The 17,619-nt window shown below is 68.0% G+C and carries 16 protein-coding genes; 6 read left to right on the forward strand and 10 right to left on the reverse strand.

Going from position 1 to position 17,619, the window contains the following annotated elements; translation table 11 throughout:
* Positions 1-20 precede the first annotated feature (20 nt).
* Positions 21-155 carry a hypothetical protein gene (locus EJP67_RS34125; protein WP_260319252.1) on the reverse strand — a complete coding sequence of 45 codons (135 nt, stop codon included), beginning with the start codon at positions 153-155 and terminating at the stop codon, positions 21-23.
* A gap of 308 nt (positions 156-463) precedes the next feature.
* Here EJP67_RS34125 and EJP67_RS12865 point away from each other — a divergent pair, with 308 nt between their 5' ends.
* Both EJP67_RS12865 and EJP67_RS12870 read left to right on the forward strand, forming a co-directional pair.
* Complete coding sequence (locus tag EJP67_RS12865; RefSeq protein ID WP_126022089.1) at positions 464-2,704, forward strand: M1 family metallopeptidase; 2,241 nt, start codon at positions 464-466, stop codon at positions 2,702-2,704.
* 67 nt (positions 2,705-2,771) lie between these two features.
* A complete protein-coding gene (locus EJP67_RS12870; RefSeq protein WP_126022090.1) occupies positions 2,772-3,194 on the forward strand; it encodes a hypothetical protein in 423 nt (140 codons plus the stop codon).
* A gap of 9 nt (positions 3,195-3,203) precedes the next feature.
* On the opposite strand, the gene EJP67_RS12875 is transcribed toward EJP67_RS12870, so the two are convergent.
* Genes EJP67_RS12875 through EJP67_RS12885 form a run of 3 tightly spaced genes read right to left on the reverse strand, consistent with a single transcriptional unit; the run spans position 3,204 to position 6,194 of the window.
* A complete protein-coding gene (locus EJP67_RS12875) occupies positions 3,204-3,953 on the reverse strand; it encodes a transporter substrate-binding domain-containing protein (protein WP_126022091.1) in 750 nt (249 codons plus the stop codon).
* 49 nt (positions 3,954-4,002) lie between these two features.
* Positions 4,003-5,484 (reverse strand): sensor histidine kinase, encoded by a 1,482-nt coding sequence (locus EJP67_RS12880; protein ID WP_126022092.1) that lies wholly within the window; start codon positions 5,482-5,484, stop codon positions 4,003-4,005.
* Complete coding sequence (locus EJP67_RS12885; protein WP_126022093.1) at positions 5,481-6,194, reverse strand: response regulator; 714 nt, start codon at positions 6,192-6,194, stop codon at positions 5,481-5,483. Before EJP67_RS12885 ends, EJP67_RS12880 begins: the two co-directional genes overlap by 4 nt.
* A gap of 180 nt (positions 6,195-6,374) precedes the next feature.
* On the opposite strand from EJP67_RS12885, the gene EJP67_RS12890 reads away from it, so the two are divergent.
* The gene (locus EJP67_RS12890) at positions 6,375-7,268 is read left to right on the forward strand and encodes an alpha/beta fold hydrolase (protein ID WP_126022094.1); all 894 of its coding nucleotides are present in this window, start codon (positions 6,375-6,377) and stop codon (positions 7,266-7,268) included.
* A 10-nt stretch (positions 7,269-7,278) separates the two neighbouring features.
* Here the strand turns inward: EJP67_RS12890 and EJP67_RS12895 are convergent, their stop codons facing one another.
* The 3 genes from EJP67_RS12895 to EJP67_RS12905 all read right to left on the reverse strand — a co-directional run bounded on the left by EJP67_RS12895 (position 7,279) and on the right by EJP67_RS12905 (position 9,357).
* Entirely contained in the window at positions 7,279-8,130 is an 852-nt protein-coding gene (locus tag EJP67_RS12895; RefSeq protein WP_126022095.1) for a substrate-binding domain-containing protein, read from the reverse strand.
* Positions 8,131-8,211: 81 nt separating this feature from the next.
* A complete protein-coding gene (locus EJP67_RS12900) occupies positions 8,212-8,418 on the reverse strand; it encodes a type II toxin-antitoxin system antitoxin (RefSeq protein WP_126022096.1) in 207 nt (68 codons plus the stop codon).
* Positions 8,419-8,457: 39 nt separating this feature from the next.
* Positions 8,458-9,357: an SPFH domain-containing protein gene (locus tag EJP67_RS12905; protein ID WP_126022097.1), complete on the reverse strand. Its 900-nt coding sequence runs from the start codon at positions 9,355-9,357 to the stop codon at positions 8,458-8,460.
* A 75-nt stretch (positions 9,358-9,432) separates the two neighbouring features.
* Here EJP67_RS12905 and EJP67_RS12910 point away from each other — a divergent pair, with 75 nt between their 5' ends.
* Positions 9,433-9,954: a hypothetical protein gene (locus EJP67_RS12910; protein ID WP_126022098.1), complete on the forward strand. Its 522-nt coding sequence runs from the start codon at positions 9,433-9,435 to the stop codon at positions 9,952-9,954.
* Between the two features lie 15 nt (positions 9,955-9,969).
* Here the strand turns inward: EJP67_RS12910 and EJP67_RS12915 are convergent, their stop codons facing one another.
* The 3 genes from EJP67_RS12915 to EJP67_RS12925 form a co-directional block, all read right to left on the reverse strand.
* Positions 9,970-10,740: a TIGR04325 family methyltransferase gene (locus EJP67_RS12915; protein ID WP_126022099.1), complete on the reverse strand. Its 771-nt coding sequence runs from the start codon at positions 10,738-10,740 to the stop codon at positions 9,970-9,972.
* Between the two features lie 90 nt (positions 10,741-10,830).
* Entirely contained in the window at positions 10,831-11,727 is an 897-nt protein-coding gene (locus EJP67_RS12920) for a response regulator transcription factor (protein WP_126022100.1), read from the reverse strand.
* Positions 11,705-15,106 (reverse strand): hybrid sensor histidine kinase/response regulator, encoded by a 3,402-nt coding sequence (locus EJP67_RS12925; RefSeq protein ID WP_206169491.1) that lies wholly within the window; start codon positions 15,104-15,106, stop codon positions 11,705-11,707. Before EJP67_RS12925 ends, EJP67_RS12920 begins: the two co-directional genes overlap by 23 nt.
* 233 nt (positions 15,107-15,339) lie before the next feature.
* On the opposite strand from EJP67_RS12925, the gene urtA reads away from it, so the two are divergent.
* Together urtA and urtB are read left to right on the forward strand one after the other, a co-directional pair.
* Positions 15,340-16,605, forward strand: coding sequence for an urea ABC transporter substrate-binding protein (urtA, locus tag EJP67_RS12930; protein WP_126022102.1), 1,266 nt, complete (start codon positions 15,340-15,342; stop codon positions 16,603-16,605).
* Positions 16,606-16,682: 77 nt separating this feature from the next.
* Complete coding sequence (gene urtB, locus EJP67_RS12935) at positions 16,683-17,597, forward strand: urea ABC transporter permease subunit UrtB (protein WP_126022103.1); 915 nt, start codon at positions 16,683-16,685, stop codon at positions 17,595-17,597.
* Positions 17,598-17,619: the final 22 nt, after the last annotated feature.

Raw genomic sequence — 17,619 nt, forward strand, 5'->3', positions numbered from 1 at the left:
GAGCGCACAGCGTCCATCAGCTACAACTGTGCGACATCAATGGACGAGGGAATGCGCGTGAAATCAACGACAAGAGCCGCAGCAAGTCTTGCCATCGCCAACACGGCCCGCACCGTTTCCGCTTCGCGGACGTGCATCGCGCCGACGATGCGCATGCACTGACGAAGGCCTTCGCGCTACAAGCCCCGCCTCCACATCCCATCACCCCGCGATCGCCGGGAATGGAACCCCTTACGCCTCGCATCCTGGGACCGCCGCTTCGCGCGCGGTGTGACCCTGCATGACTGTGTGGTCCTGACGAACGGATGAGTTCGCCGGGAGGGCGCCGTGTTGCCCGTTTCTTTCCGATTCCCCCGTTGTTCATCTCACTCATCACCGCGCGCGTCATGCGCATCGCAGGCTATCCGCCGGCGCATGCGGGACGGCGCATGTTTCTTCTTACCAAGAGTACTCAGAGGCGATCATGAAAAGATTCAATACACCCGTGGTCAATCATCTTGCCATCACCGCAGTGACCCTTGCCGTGCTCACGGCTTGCGGCGGCGGCGGAGACAGTGGTGGCGCTTCGTTCGGCGGTGCCGGCACGGGGCTCAGCGCTCCGTCTGACCAGGTCGTTTCCGCTCCCGTTTCCGATCCCACCGCCAAGGCACCCGATGACGGCGCGCCCAACCTCGCCGACAACTCCGCTTCGGCAGTCGACCGCTCCGCAAAGCCGATGGAACTGCCCGACACCGTCTGGCCCAGCAACTACAAGCTCTGGTTCCGGCCCGATGCGGCGCTCAAGACCTTCGTGGGCCGTGGCGACGTGGAGATCGAAGTGCTCAAGCCGGTGGATGCCATCGTCGTCGCCGCGCACAACCTGAACTTCGCCAAGGGCCGCACCACGCTACGCAAGGTGTCGAACCCCGGCGAGGCGATCCCGCTGATTCCCACGCCGCAGACGCTGGGCGACTTCGTGCAGCTGCGGCTGAACGACGGACAGATCGCCAAGGGCAAGTACCTGCTGCACATGGAGTGGGACGGCAAGATCCAGTTCTCCGACGCCGAGTACTGCCCGCCTGCCGAGGTGGCGCGCAACCCGTTCTGCTCTGCCGCCACCGGTATCTTCAAGGTGGGCCTTTCCACGCCCGAGGGCGTGAGCAGCGACGCCATCGTGACGCAGGGCGAAACCAACTACGCGCGGCAGTGGTTCCCGGGATGGGACGAGCCGGCCTTCCGTCACACCTTCGAGATCTCGGCCGAGGTGCCGGGCGACTGGAAGACGGTGTCCAACGGCGCGCAGATCGAGGCGACGAAGCTGCCCGACGGCTACCAGCGCGTGGCTTTCGAGAAGACGCCCTCGATGCCGATGTACCTGACCTTCTTCGGCGGCGGCAAGTTCGACATCCTGGCCGACAAGTTCAAGAACCCGCTGGACGGCAGCGAGATGCCGCTGCGCTGGTTCACGCCGCCGGGCCGCTCCGACTGGGCCAAGTTCGCGATGGAGTGGACCAAGGTGTCGATGGACTACTACTACAACTACACGGGCATCCCGCTGCCGTTCAAGAAGTTCGACACCGTCGCGGCCAACGACAGCTACGACAACAAGCCCAACACCGGTTTCGGCGGCATGGAGAACTGGGGCTCGATCTTCGAGTTTGCCGACTCGGTGCTCACCAAGCCGGGCGACACGCCCACGCTGTACTCGGTGACGGTGGTGACGCACGAGGTGGCGCACCAGTGGTTCGGTGACCTGGTCACGCTCGACTGGTGGGACAACGTGTGGCTCAACGAGTCGTTCGCGCGCTGGTTCGAAAGGCGCACCACGATCAAGTTCCACCCCGAGTACTACAGCTTCTCCGACTACGTTCTCGACAAGCACAACGTGATCGTGGCCGACCTGAAGAACACGGCCGTGCCGGTGCAGCGCAACCTCAACGACGCGGGCTCGTTCGGCTTCATCAGCCCGTCGATCTTCGTCTACAACAAGGGCAGCCACGTGCTGGAGACCATCCAGAACTACATCGGCGAAGAGGCGATGCAGAAGGGCCTGCGCATCTACCTGAAGGACTACGCCTTCGGCAACGTCACGCCCTCGCGCCTGTGGAGCTCGCTGGAGAAGGCCAGCAACGGCAAGAAGGTGAGCGAGATCGGCGACAGCCTGATCCGCCAGACCGGCATTCCGCTGCTCACGGTGGACGCGCAGTGCGCGGGCAACAGCACCTACGTGAACATCACGCAGGAGGCCTTCCCCAACCAGAACCTGTACCCGGCATCGACCTGGACCATTCCCGTCACGCTGGCCTATGGCGACTCGATGGAGCAGCGCAAGACCTTCGTGATGTCGGGCAACAGTACGCAGGTGGAGCTGCCGGGCTGCACCGCGGTGCTGGCGGGGCCGACCGGGCAGGACTACTACGTGAGCAACTACAGCGCCCCCTCGTGGAGCGCGCTGCTGGCCAAGGCGCAGAACTTCTCGGGCAACAAGCCGCTCTTGCTGAACATCGAGCGCGATGCGTTCCGGCTGCTGAGCGTGGGCCGCATCACGCAGGCGCAGTACGACCAGATCAAGGGCGTGCTGAACCTGCCGGCGCCGCTGCTGGCCAAGACGCAGGTTAGCGAGCAGAAGATGGTGGCGGTGGCCACCGGCGCGGAGAAGGAGTCGTACCCGCATGCGCTGCGCTTCCAGGGCAGCCTGAAGCTGCGCGACAACGAGAAGCGCTGAGCATCGCCTGAACCGGCGCGCGCTGCCCTCGGCGAGAGCGGTGCGCGCCTCTTCGACAAGGACCATCATGAACACAGCATTCCTGAAATGGCTGGCTGCGGGAGCGGCGGCGCTGCTGCTGTCCGCCTGCGGCGCGAGCACCGGCAACAGCGGCGGCCCCGAGGCCGAACTCGTCGGCACCTACGCCGTGAAGCAGAACGGCGCGCTCAAGGAGCTCATCAAGATCGAACGGCAGGGCGACGGCTACGTGATGCGCGACAAGGTGCGCACGGCGGACTGGAGCGAGCCGAAGATGACGATGAAGCCCGTGACGCGAGAGCACTGGAGCCGCATCACCACCGACAAGGAGAACACCGCCTTCGTCGGCGTGGCCAGCGAGCAGCTCGGCATATTCAAGGTGCCGGCGGGCTGGCAGAAGAACGGCTTCCAGACCTCGACCGGCTACTTCCTCTTCTATTCGCGCGGGCCGGTGGAGGCGTACAAGCTCTGAGGCGAAGGCTCAGGCAGCGGGCGCCACGCTCGCGCCCTCGATGCGGTGGCGCTTCAGCGCATCGGCCACGAAGCCGCTGGCCTTCATCTCCTCCACGAAGGCGGCGAGCAGGGCCTGCGCTTCGGTGCCGCGGCTGGCGGGCGTGCCCATGGCCTGCTGGATGACCATGAAGCGCCCCGGCAGCACGCGCACGCCGGGTGCGCGCTTCGCCTCGCCCTCGAGCATCCGGCGGATGCCGGCCGCCACTTCGACTTCGCCCGAGCGAAGTGCCGCGAGTGCGGGGCCTGCGCCCTGGAGGCGGACGATCTCGGCCGCCTTGATCTCGCGCGTCAGGAACAGGTCGTAGGCGCTGCCTGCTCCGACGGAGATGCGGTTGCCATTGGCATCGACCTGCGCGTTGTCGGTGAGCGCGGAGGCGTCGGGTACGAGGTAGCTGCCTTCGATCAGCACGTAGGGCGCGGTGAACAGCAGCCCTTCGCTGCGCGCCGGGTCGATGGCGAAGAAGCCGATGTCGGCCTTCTCGTTCTTCACCGCGTCGACCGATGCGGCGGCCTTTTCGAACACCACCAGCTCGATGGCCACGCCGAGACGCCGCGCGAACTCGCGCGCCAGGTCGATGGAGACGCCCTCCGGCTCGCCCGTGGCCGCGTCCTTGTTGGCCAGGATCGGGTTGCCGAGATTGATCGAGGCGCGCAGCGTGCCGCTGGGCGCGAAGGCGGAAACGAGGGCGGGGGAGATCGTCGTCTGCTGCTGAGTCATGGCGTCCTGGCATCGATGGAGGAAGATGCCCGCCAGTTTACGGGGCAGGCTACGACCCGGCTGGCGCCACGATCCCGAGCGAACCCAGCGGCCCGAGCGGCAGCCGCACCGTGACGCGCAGGCCCGGCCTCACGCCGGTGTCGCCCAGGGCGATGGTGCCCCCGTGCGCGTCGATCACCGATCGCACGATGGCCAGCCCCAGGCCGCTGCCGGTCTGCGTCTGGTCGGGGTCGCGGAAGAAGCGGTCGAACACGCGCTCGCGCAGTGCCGGCATGATGCCGGGCCCCTGGTCGGACACCGTCAGCACCGCCATGTCGCCGTCGCGCCGGATGCCCACGCTCACCACCGAGCCCACGGGGCTGTACTTGGTGGCGTTGTCGATCAGGTTGTCGATCATCGAGACCAGGCTGTCGCGGTCGCCCATGAGCTCGACGGGCTCGTCCTCCACGAGTTCGATCTCCACCTCGCGCACGTGCGCCAGCGCCGACAGCGCCGCCAGCCGCTCCTGCACCAGGTCGTCCAGCCGCAGGGCGCGCGGCGCCGAGGCGCTGGCGTTGCTGCGCATGAGCCGCAGCAGCTGGCCCACCAGCCGCTCTGCGCGCGCGTTGCTGCTGAGCACGCGCGCGAAGAGCTCGTCCTGCCGCTCGGTGGGAATGTGTTCGATGAGCAGCGACTGCAGCGCCTCCACGTTCACGCGCATCGCCGCGATGGGCGTGCGCAGCTCGTGCGCCGCGTCGGCGATGAAGCTCTGCTCGCGCGCGATGCTGGCGCGCAGCCGCTCCATCAGTGCGTTGAAGTTCTGCACCATCGGCTGCAGCTCGTCGTGGCGCGGCTGCGTCGACACCGGCGCCAGGTCGTGCGGACCGCGCGAGGCGATCTCGCTGGCCACCTTGCGCCACGGCCGCAGCGCCAGGCGGATCGACAGCCACGCCGGAAGCAGCAGGAAGGGCACGCTGATGACCAGCGGCAGGATGTAGTAGCCGCGCGACTGGAAGGTGAGCCACACCTGCTCGGTGCCGGGCGTGACCAGCGTGACGCGCGTCTTGCCGGAAGGAGACTCGATGGTGCGCGCGCGCCAGCTCTTTCCGTTGACCTGCACCGTCTCCCCGATGTCGGGACGGGTATTGGCGATGCCCTCGGGCGGCAGTCCCCGGGAACGGTAGATCTCGTGGCCGTTCTGCCAGACGATGACGCTGGGCGCCATGGCCGCGTCGTCGTTGTCGTCGCCGCCGCCGAAGGAGTTGCGCAGCGCGATGTCCATGGAGCGCAGGCTCTCGTACTGCCGGGCAGGCTGGTCGGTGAGGTTGCGCGCGACGACGAGCATGCTGCGCTGCGAGGCGTCCATGATCGAGAGGTCTTCGTTGAACGCGGAGTTCAGCAGCACCGCGATGGCGAGGCTCCACAGCAGCGTCATCATCCCGACCTGCGCGAACATGAGGCGGCGCACCAGCGAGGGCCGCCGGACGCGCTGCCAGCCGCTGCGCAGCAGCCGCGCGGGGGCACGCGCTATCGAGGCGAGCACCGCGTTCATGTGTGCTCCAGCGGCGGTGGTTGCTGCTGCTGAGCGGCGAGATAGATCACGTAGCCGATGCCGCGCACGGTGCGGATGTAGCCGTCGCCGATCTTGCGGCGCAGGTTGGAGACGTGCACGTCGAGCACGTTGCTGCCGGGCCCCTGGCCCTGCACGGCGCCCTGGGTGCCCGCCACCATGAGCTGCTCGAGCACGCGGCGCGCGACCACGCGGTCGGCCCGCCGCACCAGCAGGCTCAGCAGGCGGAATTCGCTTCGCGAAAGCGAAACCGGCACGCCGTCCACGCGCACGCGCTGCGTCGGCTCGTGCAGCCACAGGCCTCGCACCTCGAAGGTGGCGCCGTCGCCGCCGTAGCTGCGCCGCGCAAGGGCGCGCACGCGCGCGAGCAGCTCGGCCAGCACGAAGGGCTTGACCATGTAGTCGTCGGCGCCGCTGTCCAGGCCCTGCAGGCGGTCGTGCAGGCCGTCGCGGGCGCTGAGGATGAGCACCGGCAGCCGCTTGCCGTCGCGCCGCAGCCGGTCGAGCACGTCGAGGCCCTCGCCGTCGGGCAGGCCCAGGTCGAGCAGCAGCAGGTCGCAGCCCTCGGTCTCGAGGATGCGCCGCGCCTCCTCGACGCGGCGCACCCATACCACCTCCATCCCCTGGGTCTGCAAGGCGACGCGAATGCCGGTGGCAAGGTCGAAATCGTCTTCGGCCAGGAGGATCTTCATGGCGGGCAATCTACCTGCCGAAGCTGAAGGATTCCCAAAGAAACAGATACGCAGACGTGCTTTGGGGCACGCAAGGAAGCAGGGCGCGAGGCGCCGGAATTTCAGCAGACCTTCATCTATGCGGCTCACCATGCGGGGTGTTCGCCCCACACCACCAGGAAAGAACAGAACGGGACATCGATGAGCCTCTTCGAAGCGCGCCTCTTCGCCGGCAATTTCCGCTCGCCGGAAGCCCATTCCTCACTGCTGGCTTCGTATGCCCGCGTGCTCGCGCGCTGGCCCGTGCCGCACGAGAGCCGCTACGTCGAGACGCGCTACGGCCGCACGCACCTGCTGGCCTGCGGGCCGGCCTATGCGCCGCCGGTGGTGCTGCTGCACGGCGGCGGCGGCAACGCCACCACCTGGGTCCACAACATCGCTCGGCTCGCGGGCTCGCTGCAGGTCTACGCGGTGGACATCATCGGCGACGCCGGCCGCAGCGAAGGGCGCCGTCCCGCGACGGAAGACGGCTACTGCAACTGGCTCGAAGACGTGCTGATCGCCATCGGCCGGCCCAAGGTGGGGCTGTGCGGCGCCTCCTTCGGCGCATGGCTCGCAGCGGCCTACGCGCGCCAGACCATGCGCCGCGTCGGCAAGCTGGCGCTGCTGGCGCCGCCGAACCTGGAGTCGGTGCGCATCGGCACGATGCTGCGCGCGGGCTTCGCCGCAGCCTTCCCGAGCGAGCGGCTGGTGCGCGCCTTCCGGGCGCTGGTGTCGTCTCCGAAGGCGCCCGAGCCGCCGCCCTGGGCCATGGACGACTGGCTCGTGCGCTGGCGCTGCCAGCGCCATCCGAGGCCACCCGGCCGCATGACAGATGCCGACCTGCGCGTGCTGCCCAGGAACACGCTGCTGATGCTCGGCGAGGACGAGGTGCTATTCGACCCGGTGCGCGCCCGCGCCCGTGTGAAGGCGCAGGCGCCGCATGTGCGCGTCGAGTTGCTGCCCGACGCGGGCCACGCCATTGCCTTCGACCAGGCCGACAAGGTTGGCGATGCGCTGGTCGAGTTCTTCCTGCGCGACGGCTGGACGCTCTGACCGTGTGCGCTCAGCGCGCCGGCAGCGGCTCCAGGCCCGTCTTGGCGATGGTGGGCGCCGCTGCGGGCGAGTTGAGATAGCGGATGAGCTGCCGCGCCGCGTCGGGCTGCTTCGAGCCGGTGGCGACGCCGGCGGAGAACACCGTCACGCGCTGCACTTCGGCCGGCAGGGGGCCGATGTAGTCGATACCGGCGATGGGCAGCAGCTCGCTGACCTGCTGCAGGCCGAGCGCCGCGTCGCCGCGGGCCACCACCGAACCGACGCGCTCGCTCAGGATGCGCTTGCTCTTGGGCTTGACCTGGTCCTCGATGCCCAGCTTCTTGAGCAGCTCGGTCTCGTAGTAGGTGCCGCTCGCGCTGGCCGAGTAGGCGATCGACGGCGCGGCGATCAGCGTGCGCTTGAGCGCGTCGACCGTGCTGATGTCGGGCCTGGGCGCGCCCTTGCGCACCGCGAAGCCGATGGAAGAGCGCACCAGGTCGACCTGGCTGCCGGGCACCACCTTGCCCTGGGCCACCAGCGCGTCGAGCGCGGGGCGCGCGAGGATCACGACGTCTGCGGGCTCGTTGCGCGCCAAGCGGCTGGGAATGGAATCGTCGGCATTACCCATGGAGGCGCCGTAGGCCGTCTTGACGCTGCGGCCGCTGCTGCGCTCGAACTCGGGTCGCAGGTCGTTGTAGGCCGCGGTGAAGCCACCCGAGGTCATGACGTGGATGTCGGCGCCGGCGACGGGCTTGCTGGTGCTGCTGCTGTTGGTGCCGAGGCTGCCGCAGCCTGCGAGCGCGAAGGCCGCGATCAGCGGGAGGGCGGCGCGGCGGGTGATGGAAAGGGCAGGGCGGAAAGGGCCGAGAAAAGGTTTGGTCACGATGTCTCCAAGGGGAAGTTGGCTGCAGAAGCCATCGTAGAAGCCGGACCTGTCATTCCGCCCTCAGCGGATTCGGGGTTACTACCGAGGCGCGGCGGGCTCGTCTCCGGGCGCGCTGCCGCCCGGGTCGGCGGCCGGCAGCCGCCCGCGCCGGGCCAGCCCCTCGCGCAGCAGGAACTCGACCTGCGCGTTCGCGCTGCGCAGTTCCTGCGCGGCGAGGCGCTCGATCTCGGCCCACAGGGCCGGATCGATGCGCAGGGGATAGGCTTTCTTGCCGGGACTGGCCATCGGGTGAATACGGATCGGAAGGCGCGTACGGTTCGCGCCTCAGGTGTAGAGCGTACCGGTGTTCACCACGGGCTGAGTCTCGCGGTCGGAGCACAGCACCACCAGCAGGTTCGACACCATCGATGCCTTGCGCTCGTCGTCGAGCACGACCAGGTTGCGCTCCGACAGGCCCCTGAGGGCAGCCTCGACCATGCCGACCGCACCGGCCACGATCTGGTGCCGAGCGCTCACGATGGCCACCGCCTGCTGGCGGCGCAGCATCACCTGCGCGATTTCGGGGGCGTAGGCCAGGTGGGTGAGCTTGGCGTCGAGCACTTCGACGCCGGCGCTGGCGAAGCGGCGGTTCAGGTCGTCTCTGAGGGCGTCGGCCACCGTGTCGAGGCCGGCGCGCAGCGTGGTCTCGTCGCTCGGCAGGTCGTCGCCGCTGTCGTAGGCGTAGAGGGTGGCGAGGTGGCGGATGGCGGCTTCGGCCTGGATGGCGACGAACTTGTTGTAGTCGTCGATCTCGAACACGGCCTGCGCCGTGTCGTAGACCCGCCAGACCACCGCCGCGCCGATCTCCACCGGGTTGCCGCGCTTGTCGTTCACCTTCAGCGGCGGGGTGTTGAGGTTGCGCGCGCGCAGCGAGATCTTCTGGCCGCTTTGCAGCGGGTTGGTCCAGCGCAGGCCCTCAGAGCGGTCGGTGCCCTGGTACTCGCCGAAGAGCGTGAGGATGATGCCCTCGTTGGGCTGCAGCATGTAGAGACCGGGAACCAGCACGAGGCCGACCACGATCAGCAGGATGCTCAGGGGCAGCGGCATCAGGCGCTGCACCATCGCCCAGACGCCGATGGCGATCAGCAGCAGCGCCACCGCGGACACGCCGTAGCCGTTGATCGACCGGTAGGGGCGCTCCATGCGGACCGGTCGCGGATTGATGTTGGGGGTCTTCTCTTGCATCGCTGCCTCCGTTGAAAGTGATATCACTTTAATATCTTTTTGAGGCCAGTCAAGATGTTTTCGATGTCCCGGCGAATGCTCCGGATTTCCGCTGCCGCCGCGCTGGCTGCGAGCCTGTTCGGCGCCGAGCCGGCCGGTGCCACCTCGTGCGCCGGCCGCGCCTCTTTCCTCGATTCGGTGGCGGCTGCGCGCGGCGAGCCACGCGCCCGCGTGCTTCGCGTACGCGTCGTGCCCTTCGACTTGGGCGTGCCCGACTACACGCCGCCTCCGCTCTCCTTCATGTTCGAGCCGGTCGAGTTCCTCGACGGCAGGCCAGCCGGCAAGGCCGCAGGCCGCTTCATGGGCAACGGCGTGCTGCACTTCATGCTCAACGCGGCGCCGCCAGGCCGCGAGGAGCCGTTGCCGCAGGGCTCCGAATGGATCGTGCTGGCACGGGATGACGGCGAGGGCGCGCTGGGTATCGGCCCGTGCGGCTCGATCCTCGAAGTCCGAGGCGACACGGTGCATGGCTTCATCCGCGGCGCTCCGACCAGCATCGACACCACGCAGGCCATGCCGCTGCGCGAGTTCCGGCGCTCGCTGCGGGCTACAAGGTAGAGCAGGCGCGCCCGGTCAGTCGACCAGGTCGAAGCAGCAGCCCGCGTAGTAGGGCTTGTCGCCACCCTCGACGAAAGGCACCTCGATGGGCTTGCCCTCGTTGCGCCACACGTCGCGCTTGCGGTAGCCGGAGCGCGAGAGGTCGGCCAGCAGCTCGTTGTGGTGCTGGATGCGGTAAGGGCACACCGCGATGCCGATGCTGTTGAGCGTGTAGATCGTGCGCTCGGGATGCACGGCGGTGGTGTTCATCACGATGCGCTTGGGCTTCACCGCAAGCTCCGAGAGGATCGTGTCCATGCGCACCGGCAGGTACTGCAGGCTGCCCGATACGTACAGCACATCGCAGCCGCTGGCGTCGTGGTAGTCGGTGGTGAAGCCGAGCTGCTGCGTGGCCTCGCGCTTGATGGCCATCGCGCGGCCGCTCTCGACCACGCCTGGCACGTCGCACACCGTCCAGCGCAGCGTGGAGGGATAGCTCAGCACGCGCCGGAAGGCGTAGTACTTGATGCCGACGTGCCCGCCCAGGTCGAACACGCGCGTGAGGCCCGCGTCGATGGAGCGGCCCAGCCAGAACAGCCCGGGGTAGTCGTAGAAGTAGATCTGCGGGCTGTAGAGCTCGCCCGCGTCGGCGTTGGCATAGCCCACGGCCTTGGAAGAGGGCGCGCCGGCCTCGGCCGCCGCGAAGCTCTCGAACGAGCCCATGAACAGGTTCTCGTCCGTGTTGTTCAGGAACTTGCGCTTGTACGCACTCTCGCGGGCAGGAAATTGCAGAAGGCTGTTGAGCATCTCGTTCTCCGTTGGCATCCCCATTCTGGGCGCAACAGGAGCGGCGCAGGGGTATAGCCCAGTGCGGTTGGGGCAGTTACCCCATGGGGGTTACATACCGCTCGCCAGCGCTGCCGCCGCAGCCCGCGTCTCCACCCCCAGCTTCTCGAAGATGTGCTCCAGGTGCTTGTTCACCGTGCGCGGGCTGGTGCCCAGGATCTCGCCGATGTCGCGGTTGGTCTTGCCCTTGGCGAGCCATGAAAGCACCTCGGTCTCGCGCGGGGTGAGGGCCGCGTCCGCCAGCCGCGCGGCCGGGCCTTCGCGCTGCACGGCGAAGAGCAGCATCGTCTCGCCCAGCGCTGCCGCGCCGAGGTTGCGCACCGACAGCCGCATGCCCGTGGACGTGCCGACCGAGATGACCGCACCCGGCGCCAGCGCCGCCTCCAGCGAGCCCGGCAGAAGGCCAGGCGCTGGCGGAACTTCCAGCGCGTGCAGCCACAGCGCGGCCTGCGGCGAGCGCCACGCGATGCGCCCGCGCGTGTCGACGAAGACCACGCCCATGCCCGCCACGTCCACCGCGTCGCGCGCCATGCGGGTGATGCGCGCGTTGCGCGCGTGCGTGTGCAGCCGCGCCAGCACTTCCTGCGCGCGGATCGGCTTCACCACATAGTCGACGCCGCCGCACTCGAAGCCTTCGACCACGTGCGAGGTTTCCGAAAGGCCAGTCATGAACAGCACCGGGATGTGCGCGAGCGCCGGGTTGGCCTTGATGCGCCTGCAGGTCTCGAAGCCGGAGAGCCCGGGCATCAGGCCGTCGAGCAGGATCGCGTCTGGCACCACCAGTTCGAGCCGCTGCAGCGCGGCCTCGCCATCGGGTGCCACCAGCACGGTGTAGCCGCTGGCCTCCAGCGTGTCGCACAGCATGCCCAGGCTGCTGGGGGCGTCGTCCACCACCAGCACCACGGGGCGTTCGGCCGAAGGCGATTCAGGGAGCGAGGGTGTCTGCATCTTCTGCCAGTGCGTTGCGGAGTTTGTCGAGTTCGAAGCGCGCGACCATGCCGCGCAGCCAGGTGCATGTGGCGGCCGCCGCGGGCGAGGCGGCGGCCAGCCGGTCGAGCGCGGTGTGCAGGCCGCGCACGTGGCCCATCTGGGCGAGGCGCATGAGCTCTGCGCGGTCGTCTTCCGGAAGATCGAGCTGCCGGGGGCGAGGGGGCAGGGCTTCGAGGTCGTCGAGCGCGACCGGCAATGCATCGCCGGCCGCCAGCCATTCGAGGCCCAGGTGGCGCTCCAGCGTGGCGATGAGCTCCGACTCGATCACCGGCTTGCCCACGAAGGCCTGGCAGCCCGCCGCGCGCAGCCGCTCGGCCTGGTTCTCGAACATGTTGGCCGAGACGATGATGATCGGGATCTCGCCGAAGCCCGATGCGCGCACCGAGGCGGCGGTCTGCCAGCCGTCCATGTCGTCCATCGTCAGGTCGAGCAGGATGGCCGAGGGCAGCTCCTCGCGCAGGCTGTCGAGGCACTCGGTGCCGCTCGCGGCCTCGCGCACCTCGAAGCCCAGTGGCGCGAGCATGCCGGCGAGCATCTGGCGCTGCACCGGCTGGTCGTCCACCACCAGCAGCGTGCGGCGCTCGCCGATGTAGCCCGACACGGGCTGGCGCATGGCGCCCGCCTTGCCGGCCTGCGGACCGGGGTCGGCCACCTCGCGCAGGTACACGCGCACGCTGAAGGTGCTGCCCTGCGACGAGGTCGATGCCAGCTTGAGCTCGCCGCCCATCAGCGAGGTGAGCAGGCCGGTGATGGTCAGGCCCAGCCCGGTACCCGGCTCGCCCCGGCGGCGGCCGGCGGCGCCGCGCTCGAAGGGCAGGAAGATGCGCTGGTGATCCTGCGGCGCAACGCCGATGCCGGTGTCGGCCACGTCGAAGCGCAGCACCTCGCGCCGCGCGTCCACGTGCAGCGTGACGGTGCCGCTGTCGGTGAAGCGCACCGCGTTCGTCAGCAGGTTGATGAGGATCTGCCGCAGCCACTTCGCATCCGCATGCACCCACGGCGGCAGCCGGCCCGCGTGCGTGTAGACGAAGGCCAGGCCCTTGTTCTCGGCCTGCGGGCGCACCATGTGCACCAGCTGGTCGAGGAATGCCGGCAGCGCCAGCGGCGCGGGCTCCAGCTGCAGCCGGCCGGCCTCGATGCGCGCCAGGTCGAGCAGGCCGTCGATCAGGCCCAGCATGTGCTCGCCGCTGCGGTGGATGGTCTGCACCGCCTCGCGCGGCGGCTTCACCGAGTCGCCCTTCAGCAGGATCTGCGAGTAGCCCAGGATGCTGTTGAGCGGCGTGCGCAGCTCGTGCGTCATGCCGGCCACGTAGCGGGTCTTGGCCTGGTTGGCGGCCTCGGCGGCTTCCTTGGCCGCCTGCAAGGCGGCGTCGGTGCGGCGGTGCGCCTCGATCTCGAGTGCCAGCAGGTTGTTGTGGCGGTTCGATTCCTCCTGCGCCATCTGCCGGCTCTCGCTGCCCAGCACCACCCACCATGCGGCCACCGCGGCCACCACGGAAAGCAGCGCGAACACCTTCAGGAAGGCCGTGGCCATGACCGGGTCGCTGGTGCCCGCCAGCGCCTCCTGTGCGTACACCACGCCCACCACGGTGGCCAAAAGCGCGACGAGCGACGTGGCCACCAGCAGGTAGTGCGCCACGCGGAAGTTCAGGCGTGCCGAGAGCGCTGGCGGCAGCAGCGCCTGCAGCCAGCCGCTCATCTGCTCGGCCGCTCGCGAGTTTGTCTTGCAGCGGTCGTGGCAGCGCGATTCGAGCGTGCAGCACAGCGAGCAGATCGGCGCGCTGTAGGCAGGGCAGTGGGCCATGTCCTCCGACTCGAAGCTGTTGTCGCACACCGAGCACTTCACGGCCTGGCCCGGCGTCCAGCGTTCGATGTCGTTGCGCGCGAGGTAGTAGCGCCCGCGCGTGCGCCAGGCCAGCAGCGGCGACAGCGCCATGGCGGTGGCCAGCGCGATGAAGGGCGAAAAAGCCTTCGCCCATTGCCCCAGCGTGCCGGAGTAGGCCAGCATGGCCAGCGCCGCCGCCGCCAGCATCGACACCAGTCCCACCGGGTTGATGTCGTACAGGTGCGCGCGCTTGAACTCGATGGTGCGCGGGCTCCAGCCCAGCGGCTTGTTGATGACCAGGTCGGCCACCAGCGCGCCGACCCAGGCGATGGCGATGTTGCTGTAGAAGCCCAGCACGTGCTCCAGCGCCGCGAACACGCCCAGCGCCATCAGCAGGATCGCGATGGCCACGTTGAATACCAGCCACACCACGCGCCCCGGGTGGCTGTGCGTGAGCCGCGCGAAGAAGTTCGACCATGCCAGCGAACCCGCATAGGCGTTCGTCAGGTTGATCTTCATCTGCGACACCAGCACGAACAGCACCGTAATGCCCAGCACCCAGGCCGGGTCGCGCAGCACGTAGGAGAAGCCCGTGAGGTACATCTGCGTGGGCTCGATCGCGTGGTTGGCCGGTATCTCGTGCTGCAGCGCCAGGAACGCGAGGAAGGCGCCGCCCATCATCTTCAGCATGCCCGGCACGATCCAGCCCGGGCCCGAGACCAGCACCGCCGTCCACCAGCGCACGCGGTTGGCGGCGGTCTTCTCGGGCAGGAAGCGCAGGTAGTCGACCTGCTCGCCGATCTGCACCACCAGCGAGAAGGCCACCGTGGCGGCGGCGCCGAACATCAGCGGGTCGAAGCCGCTGCTGTCGGAGGTGCGGCCCACCAGCCCGGTGAAATCGGCGTACAGCTCCGGCTTCTTCACCAGCACCGCGACAAAGGGACAGACGAACAGCACGATCCAGATCGGCTGCGTCCAAAGCTGCAGCCCCGAGATGAGCGTGATGCCTCGCGCCACCAGCGGAATGATGACGATGGACGACACCATGTACAGCAGCCACAGCGGCCAGTCCAGGTACATCTGCAGCGCCAGCGCGAGGATGGCAGCCTCCAGCGCGAAGAAGATGAAGGTGAAGCTCGCGTAGATCAGCGAGGTGAGCGTGGAGCCCAGGTAGCCGAAGCCGGCGCCGCGCGTGAGCAGGTCCATGTCCACGCCGTGGCGCGCGGCGTAGTACGAGATCGGCAGGCCGGTGAGGAAGGTGATGAGCCCGACCACGAGGATGGCCCACAGCGCGTTCGAGAAGCCGTAGCTCAGCGCGATCGCGCCGCCGATGGCCTCCAGCGCCAGGAAGGAGGTGGCGCCGAAGGCCGCGTTGGCCACGCGGAATTCCGACCACTTGCGGAAGCTGCGCGGCGTGTAGCGCAGCGCGTAGTCCTCCAGCGTCTCGTTCGCCACCCAGGCGTTGTAGTCGCGGCGGATGCGGAAGATCTTCTGTCCGGAGACGGATTGCATGGCGGGTTCTCGCGGCGGCGGCAGTGGCATGGCGCGGGTACAGCAAGAAGCGCTCCCTGCGGTTTCTGGCTCGCGAGTCTGCAGGCACGGCGCACTCCGGCCGCTACGTTGAATGACGTATTCGCGCATACGCCAGTGATTTCTAAAGTTCCAGCCATGGTGCTCGGGGCACCGTCCGATGCACTTCGATGGTGCGCGGCCCTCCTTTCCAACAACCTGCCTGGAGTTTCCTGATGTCGCGTGATTTCGATCCTTCCCTCGATGCCATGGCACTGCGCCGCCGCCGCCTGCTGCAGGGCGCCGCCGCGCTGCCCGTGATGGGCCTCAGCGGCCTGAGCTTCGGTCAGGGCCAGTTCCCCACGGCCAAGGTCAACACGACGAAGCTCGCCGTGACGGACACCGAGGTCACGGTGGGCCAGCTGCATTCGTCCACCGGCACCATGGCCATCTCGGAGACCGGCTCCATCCAGGCCGAGCAGCTCGCCATCGACCAGATCAACGCCATGGGCGGCATCCTGGGCCGCAAGATCAAGGTCATCAAGGAAGACGGCGCCTCCGACTGGCCCACCTTCGCCGAGAAGTCGAAGAAGCTGCTGGTCAACGACAAGGTCGCGGCCGTGTTCGGCTGCTGGACCAGCGCCTCGCGCAAGGCCGTGCTTCCGGTGTTCGAAAAGGAGAACGGCCTGCTGTACTACCCGACCTTCTACGAAGGCCTGGAGCAGAGCAAGAACGTGATCTACACCGGCCAGGAAGCCACGCAGCAGATCATCTGGGGCCTGGACTGGGGCGCGAAGGAGAAGAAGGCCAAGACCTTCTTCCTGGTGGGCTCCGACTACATCTGGCCGCGCACCTCGATGAAGATCGCGCGCAAGCACATCGAGAACTTCCAGAAGGGCTCGGTCAAGGGCGAGGAGTACTACCCGCTGGGCCACACCAACTTCAACTCGCTGATCAACAAGATCAAGGTGGCCAAGCCCGACTGCATTTTCGCGGCCGTGGTGGGCGGCTCGAACGTGGCCTTCTACAAGCAGCTGAAGGCCGCGGGCATCACCGGCGACAAGCAGTTCCTGCTGACGCTGGCCGTGACCGAGGACGAGATGACCGGCGTAGGCGGCGAGAACTTCGCGGGCTTCTACTCGTCGATGAAGTACTTCCAGACGCTGGACAACGCGAACAACAAGAAGTTCGTGGAAGCCTTCAAGGCCAAGTACGGCAAGGACGCCGTCATCGGCGACGTGACGCAGGCGGGCTACCTCGGCCCCTGGCTGTGGAAGGCCGCGGTGGAGAAGGCCGGCAGCTTCGATGTGGACAAGGTGGTGGCCGCATCGCCGGGCATCGAGCTGAAGACCGCGCCCGAGGGCTACGTGAAGCTCGACGCCAACCACCATCTGTGGAGCAAGGCGCGCATCGGGCAGGGGCAGCCGGACGGCACCTTCAAGGTGGTGGCGGAGTCGGCCGAACTGATCAAGCCGGATCCGTTCCCGAAGGGCTACCAGTAAGCAGGCCTCCGGCCCTCATCCCAACCCTCTCCCGCAAGCGGGAGAGGGGGTAACTCCAACTTTCCGGACTTCCCGCCATGACTCTGTCGGACATGCTGAACATCGGCCTCATGCAGGGCTTCGCGGGGCTGAGCCTCTTCGCGGTGCTGCTGCTGATGGGGCTGGGCCTCGCGATCATCTTCGGCCAGATGGGCGTGATCAACATGGCGCATGGCGAGTTCATGACCATCGGCGCCTACTCGATCTACCTGGCCGCGCGCGTCACCGAGAGCCTGGCGCCCGGGTTCATGCCGTACTACTTCCCGATCGCCATCGGGCTGGCTTTCGTCTTCGCCTTCATCACCGGATGGATCGTGGAGTGGGCGTTGATCCGCCACCTCTACAAGCGCCCGCTCGACACGCTGCTCGCCACCTGGGGCGTGAGCCTGGGCCTGCAGCAGATCTTCCGCACCTTCATCGGGCCGAAGGAGGTGAGCCCCACGCTGCCCGAGTGGCTCATGGGCTCGTGGACGCCGCACGAAGGCCTGGACATCCCGATCAACGGCCTGTTCGTGCTGGCGCTCACCGCGCTGGTCACGGGCGGCGTGCTGGTCGCGCTGCACAAGAGCCGCTGGGGCCTGCGGGTGCGCGCCACCGTTGCCAACCGCACCATGGCCAATGCCACCGGCATCGACACGAAAAAGACCGACCGCCTCACCTTCGCCATCGGCTGCGGCATTGCCGGCGTGGCGGGCGCGGCCTTCACCACCATCGGCTCCACCGGGCCGACCTCGGGCTCGCTCTACATCGTCGACGCCTTCCTGGTCGTCACCTTCGGCGGCGCGGCCAGCCTCTTCGGCACGGTGGTCTCGGCATTCGGCATCGCGCAGACGCAGTCGGTCTCGGAGTTCTTCATGACCGGGTCGATGGCCAAGGTGCTGACGCTGTCGCTGATCGTCTTCATCCTGATGCTGCGCCCCCAAGGACTTTTTGCAGTCAAGGTGCGCCGCTGAATCCGATTCCTTCCTGGAGAAC

The organism is Variovorax guangxiensis (assembly GCF_003952165.1).
Classification (GTDB): domain Bacteria; phylum Pseudomonadota; class Gammaproteobacteria; order Burkholderiales; family Burkholderiaceae_C; genus Variovorax; species Variovorax guangxiensis.

Bases quoted from the DNA above. Each gene is read 5' to 3' on its own strand.
- urtA (WP_126022102.1), top strand. From the start codon at position 15,340: ATGTCGCGTGATTTCGATCCTTCCCTCGATGCCATGGCACTGCGCCGC.
- EJP67_RS12910 (WP_126022098.1), top strand. From the start codon at position 9,433: ATGCTCCGGATTTCCGCTGCCGCCGCGCTGGCTGCGAGCCTGTTCGGC.
- EJP67_RS12900 (WP_126022096.1), bottom strand. From the start codon at position 8,418: ATGGCCAGTCCCGGCAAGAAAGCCTATCCCCTGCGCATCGATCCGGCC.
- EJP67_RS12865 (WP_126022089.1), top strand. From the start codon at position 464: ATGAAAAGATTCAATACACCCGTGGTCAATCATCTTGCCATCACCGCA.
- EJP67_RS12925 (WP_206169491.1), bottom strand. From the start codon at position 15,106: ATGCAATCCGTCTCCGGACAGAAGATCTTCCGCATCCGCCGCGACTAC.
- EJP67_RS34125 (WP_260319252.1), bottom strand. From the start codon at position 155: ATGCGCATCGTCGGCGCGATGCACGTCCGCGAAGCGGAAACGGTGCGG.
- EJP67_RS12905 (WP_126022097.1), bottom strand. From the start codon at position 9,357: ATGCAAGAGAAGACCCCCAACATCAATCCGCGACCGGTCCGCATGGAG.
- EJP67_RS12875 (WP_126022091.1), bottom strand. From the start codon at position 3,953: ATGACTCAGCAGCAGACGACGATCTCCCCCGCCCTCGTTTCCGCCTTC.
- EJP67_RS12890 (WP_126022094.1), top strand. From the start codon at position 6,375: ATGAGCCTCTTCGAAGCGCGCCTCTTCGCCGGCAATTTCCGCTCGCCG.
- EJP67_RS12870 (WP_126022090.1), top strand. From the start codon at position 2,772: ATGAACACAGCATTCCTGAAATGGCTGGCTGCGGGAGCGGCGGCGCTG.
- urtB (WP_126022103.1), top strand. From the start codon at position 16,683: ATGACTCTGTCGGACATGCTGAACATCGGCCTCATGCAGGGCTTCGCG.
- EJP67_RS12915 (WP_126022099.1), bottom strand. From the start codon at position 10,740: ATGCTCAACAGCCTTCTGCAATTTCCTGCCCGCGAGAGTGCGTACAAG.
- EJP67_RS12885 (WP_126022093.1), bottom strand. From the start codon at position 6,194: ATGAAGATCCTCCTGGCCGAAGACGATTTCGACCTTGCCACCGGCATT.
- EJP67_RS12880 (WP_126022092.1), bottom strand. From the start codon at position 5,484: ATGAACGCGGTGCTCGCCTCGATAGCGCGTGCCCCCGCGCGGCTGCTG.
- EJP67_RS12920 (WP_126022100.1), bottom strand. From the start codon at position 11,727: ATGCAGACACCCTCGCTCCCTGAATCGCCTTCGGCCGAACGCCCCGTG.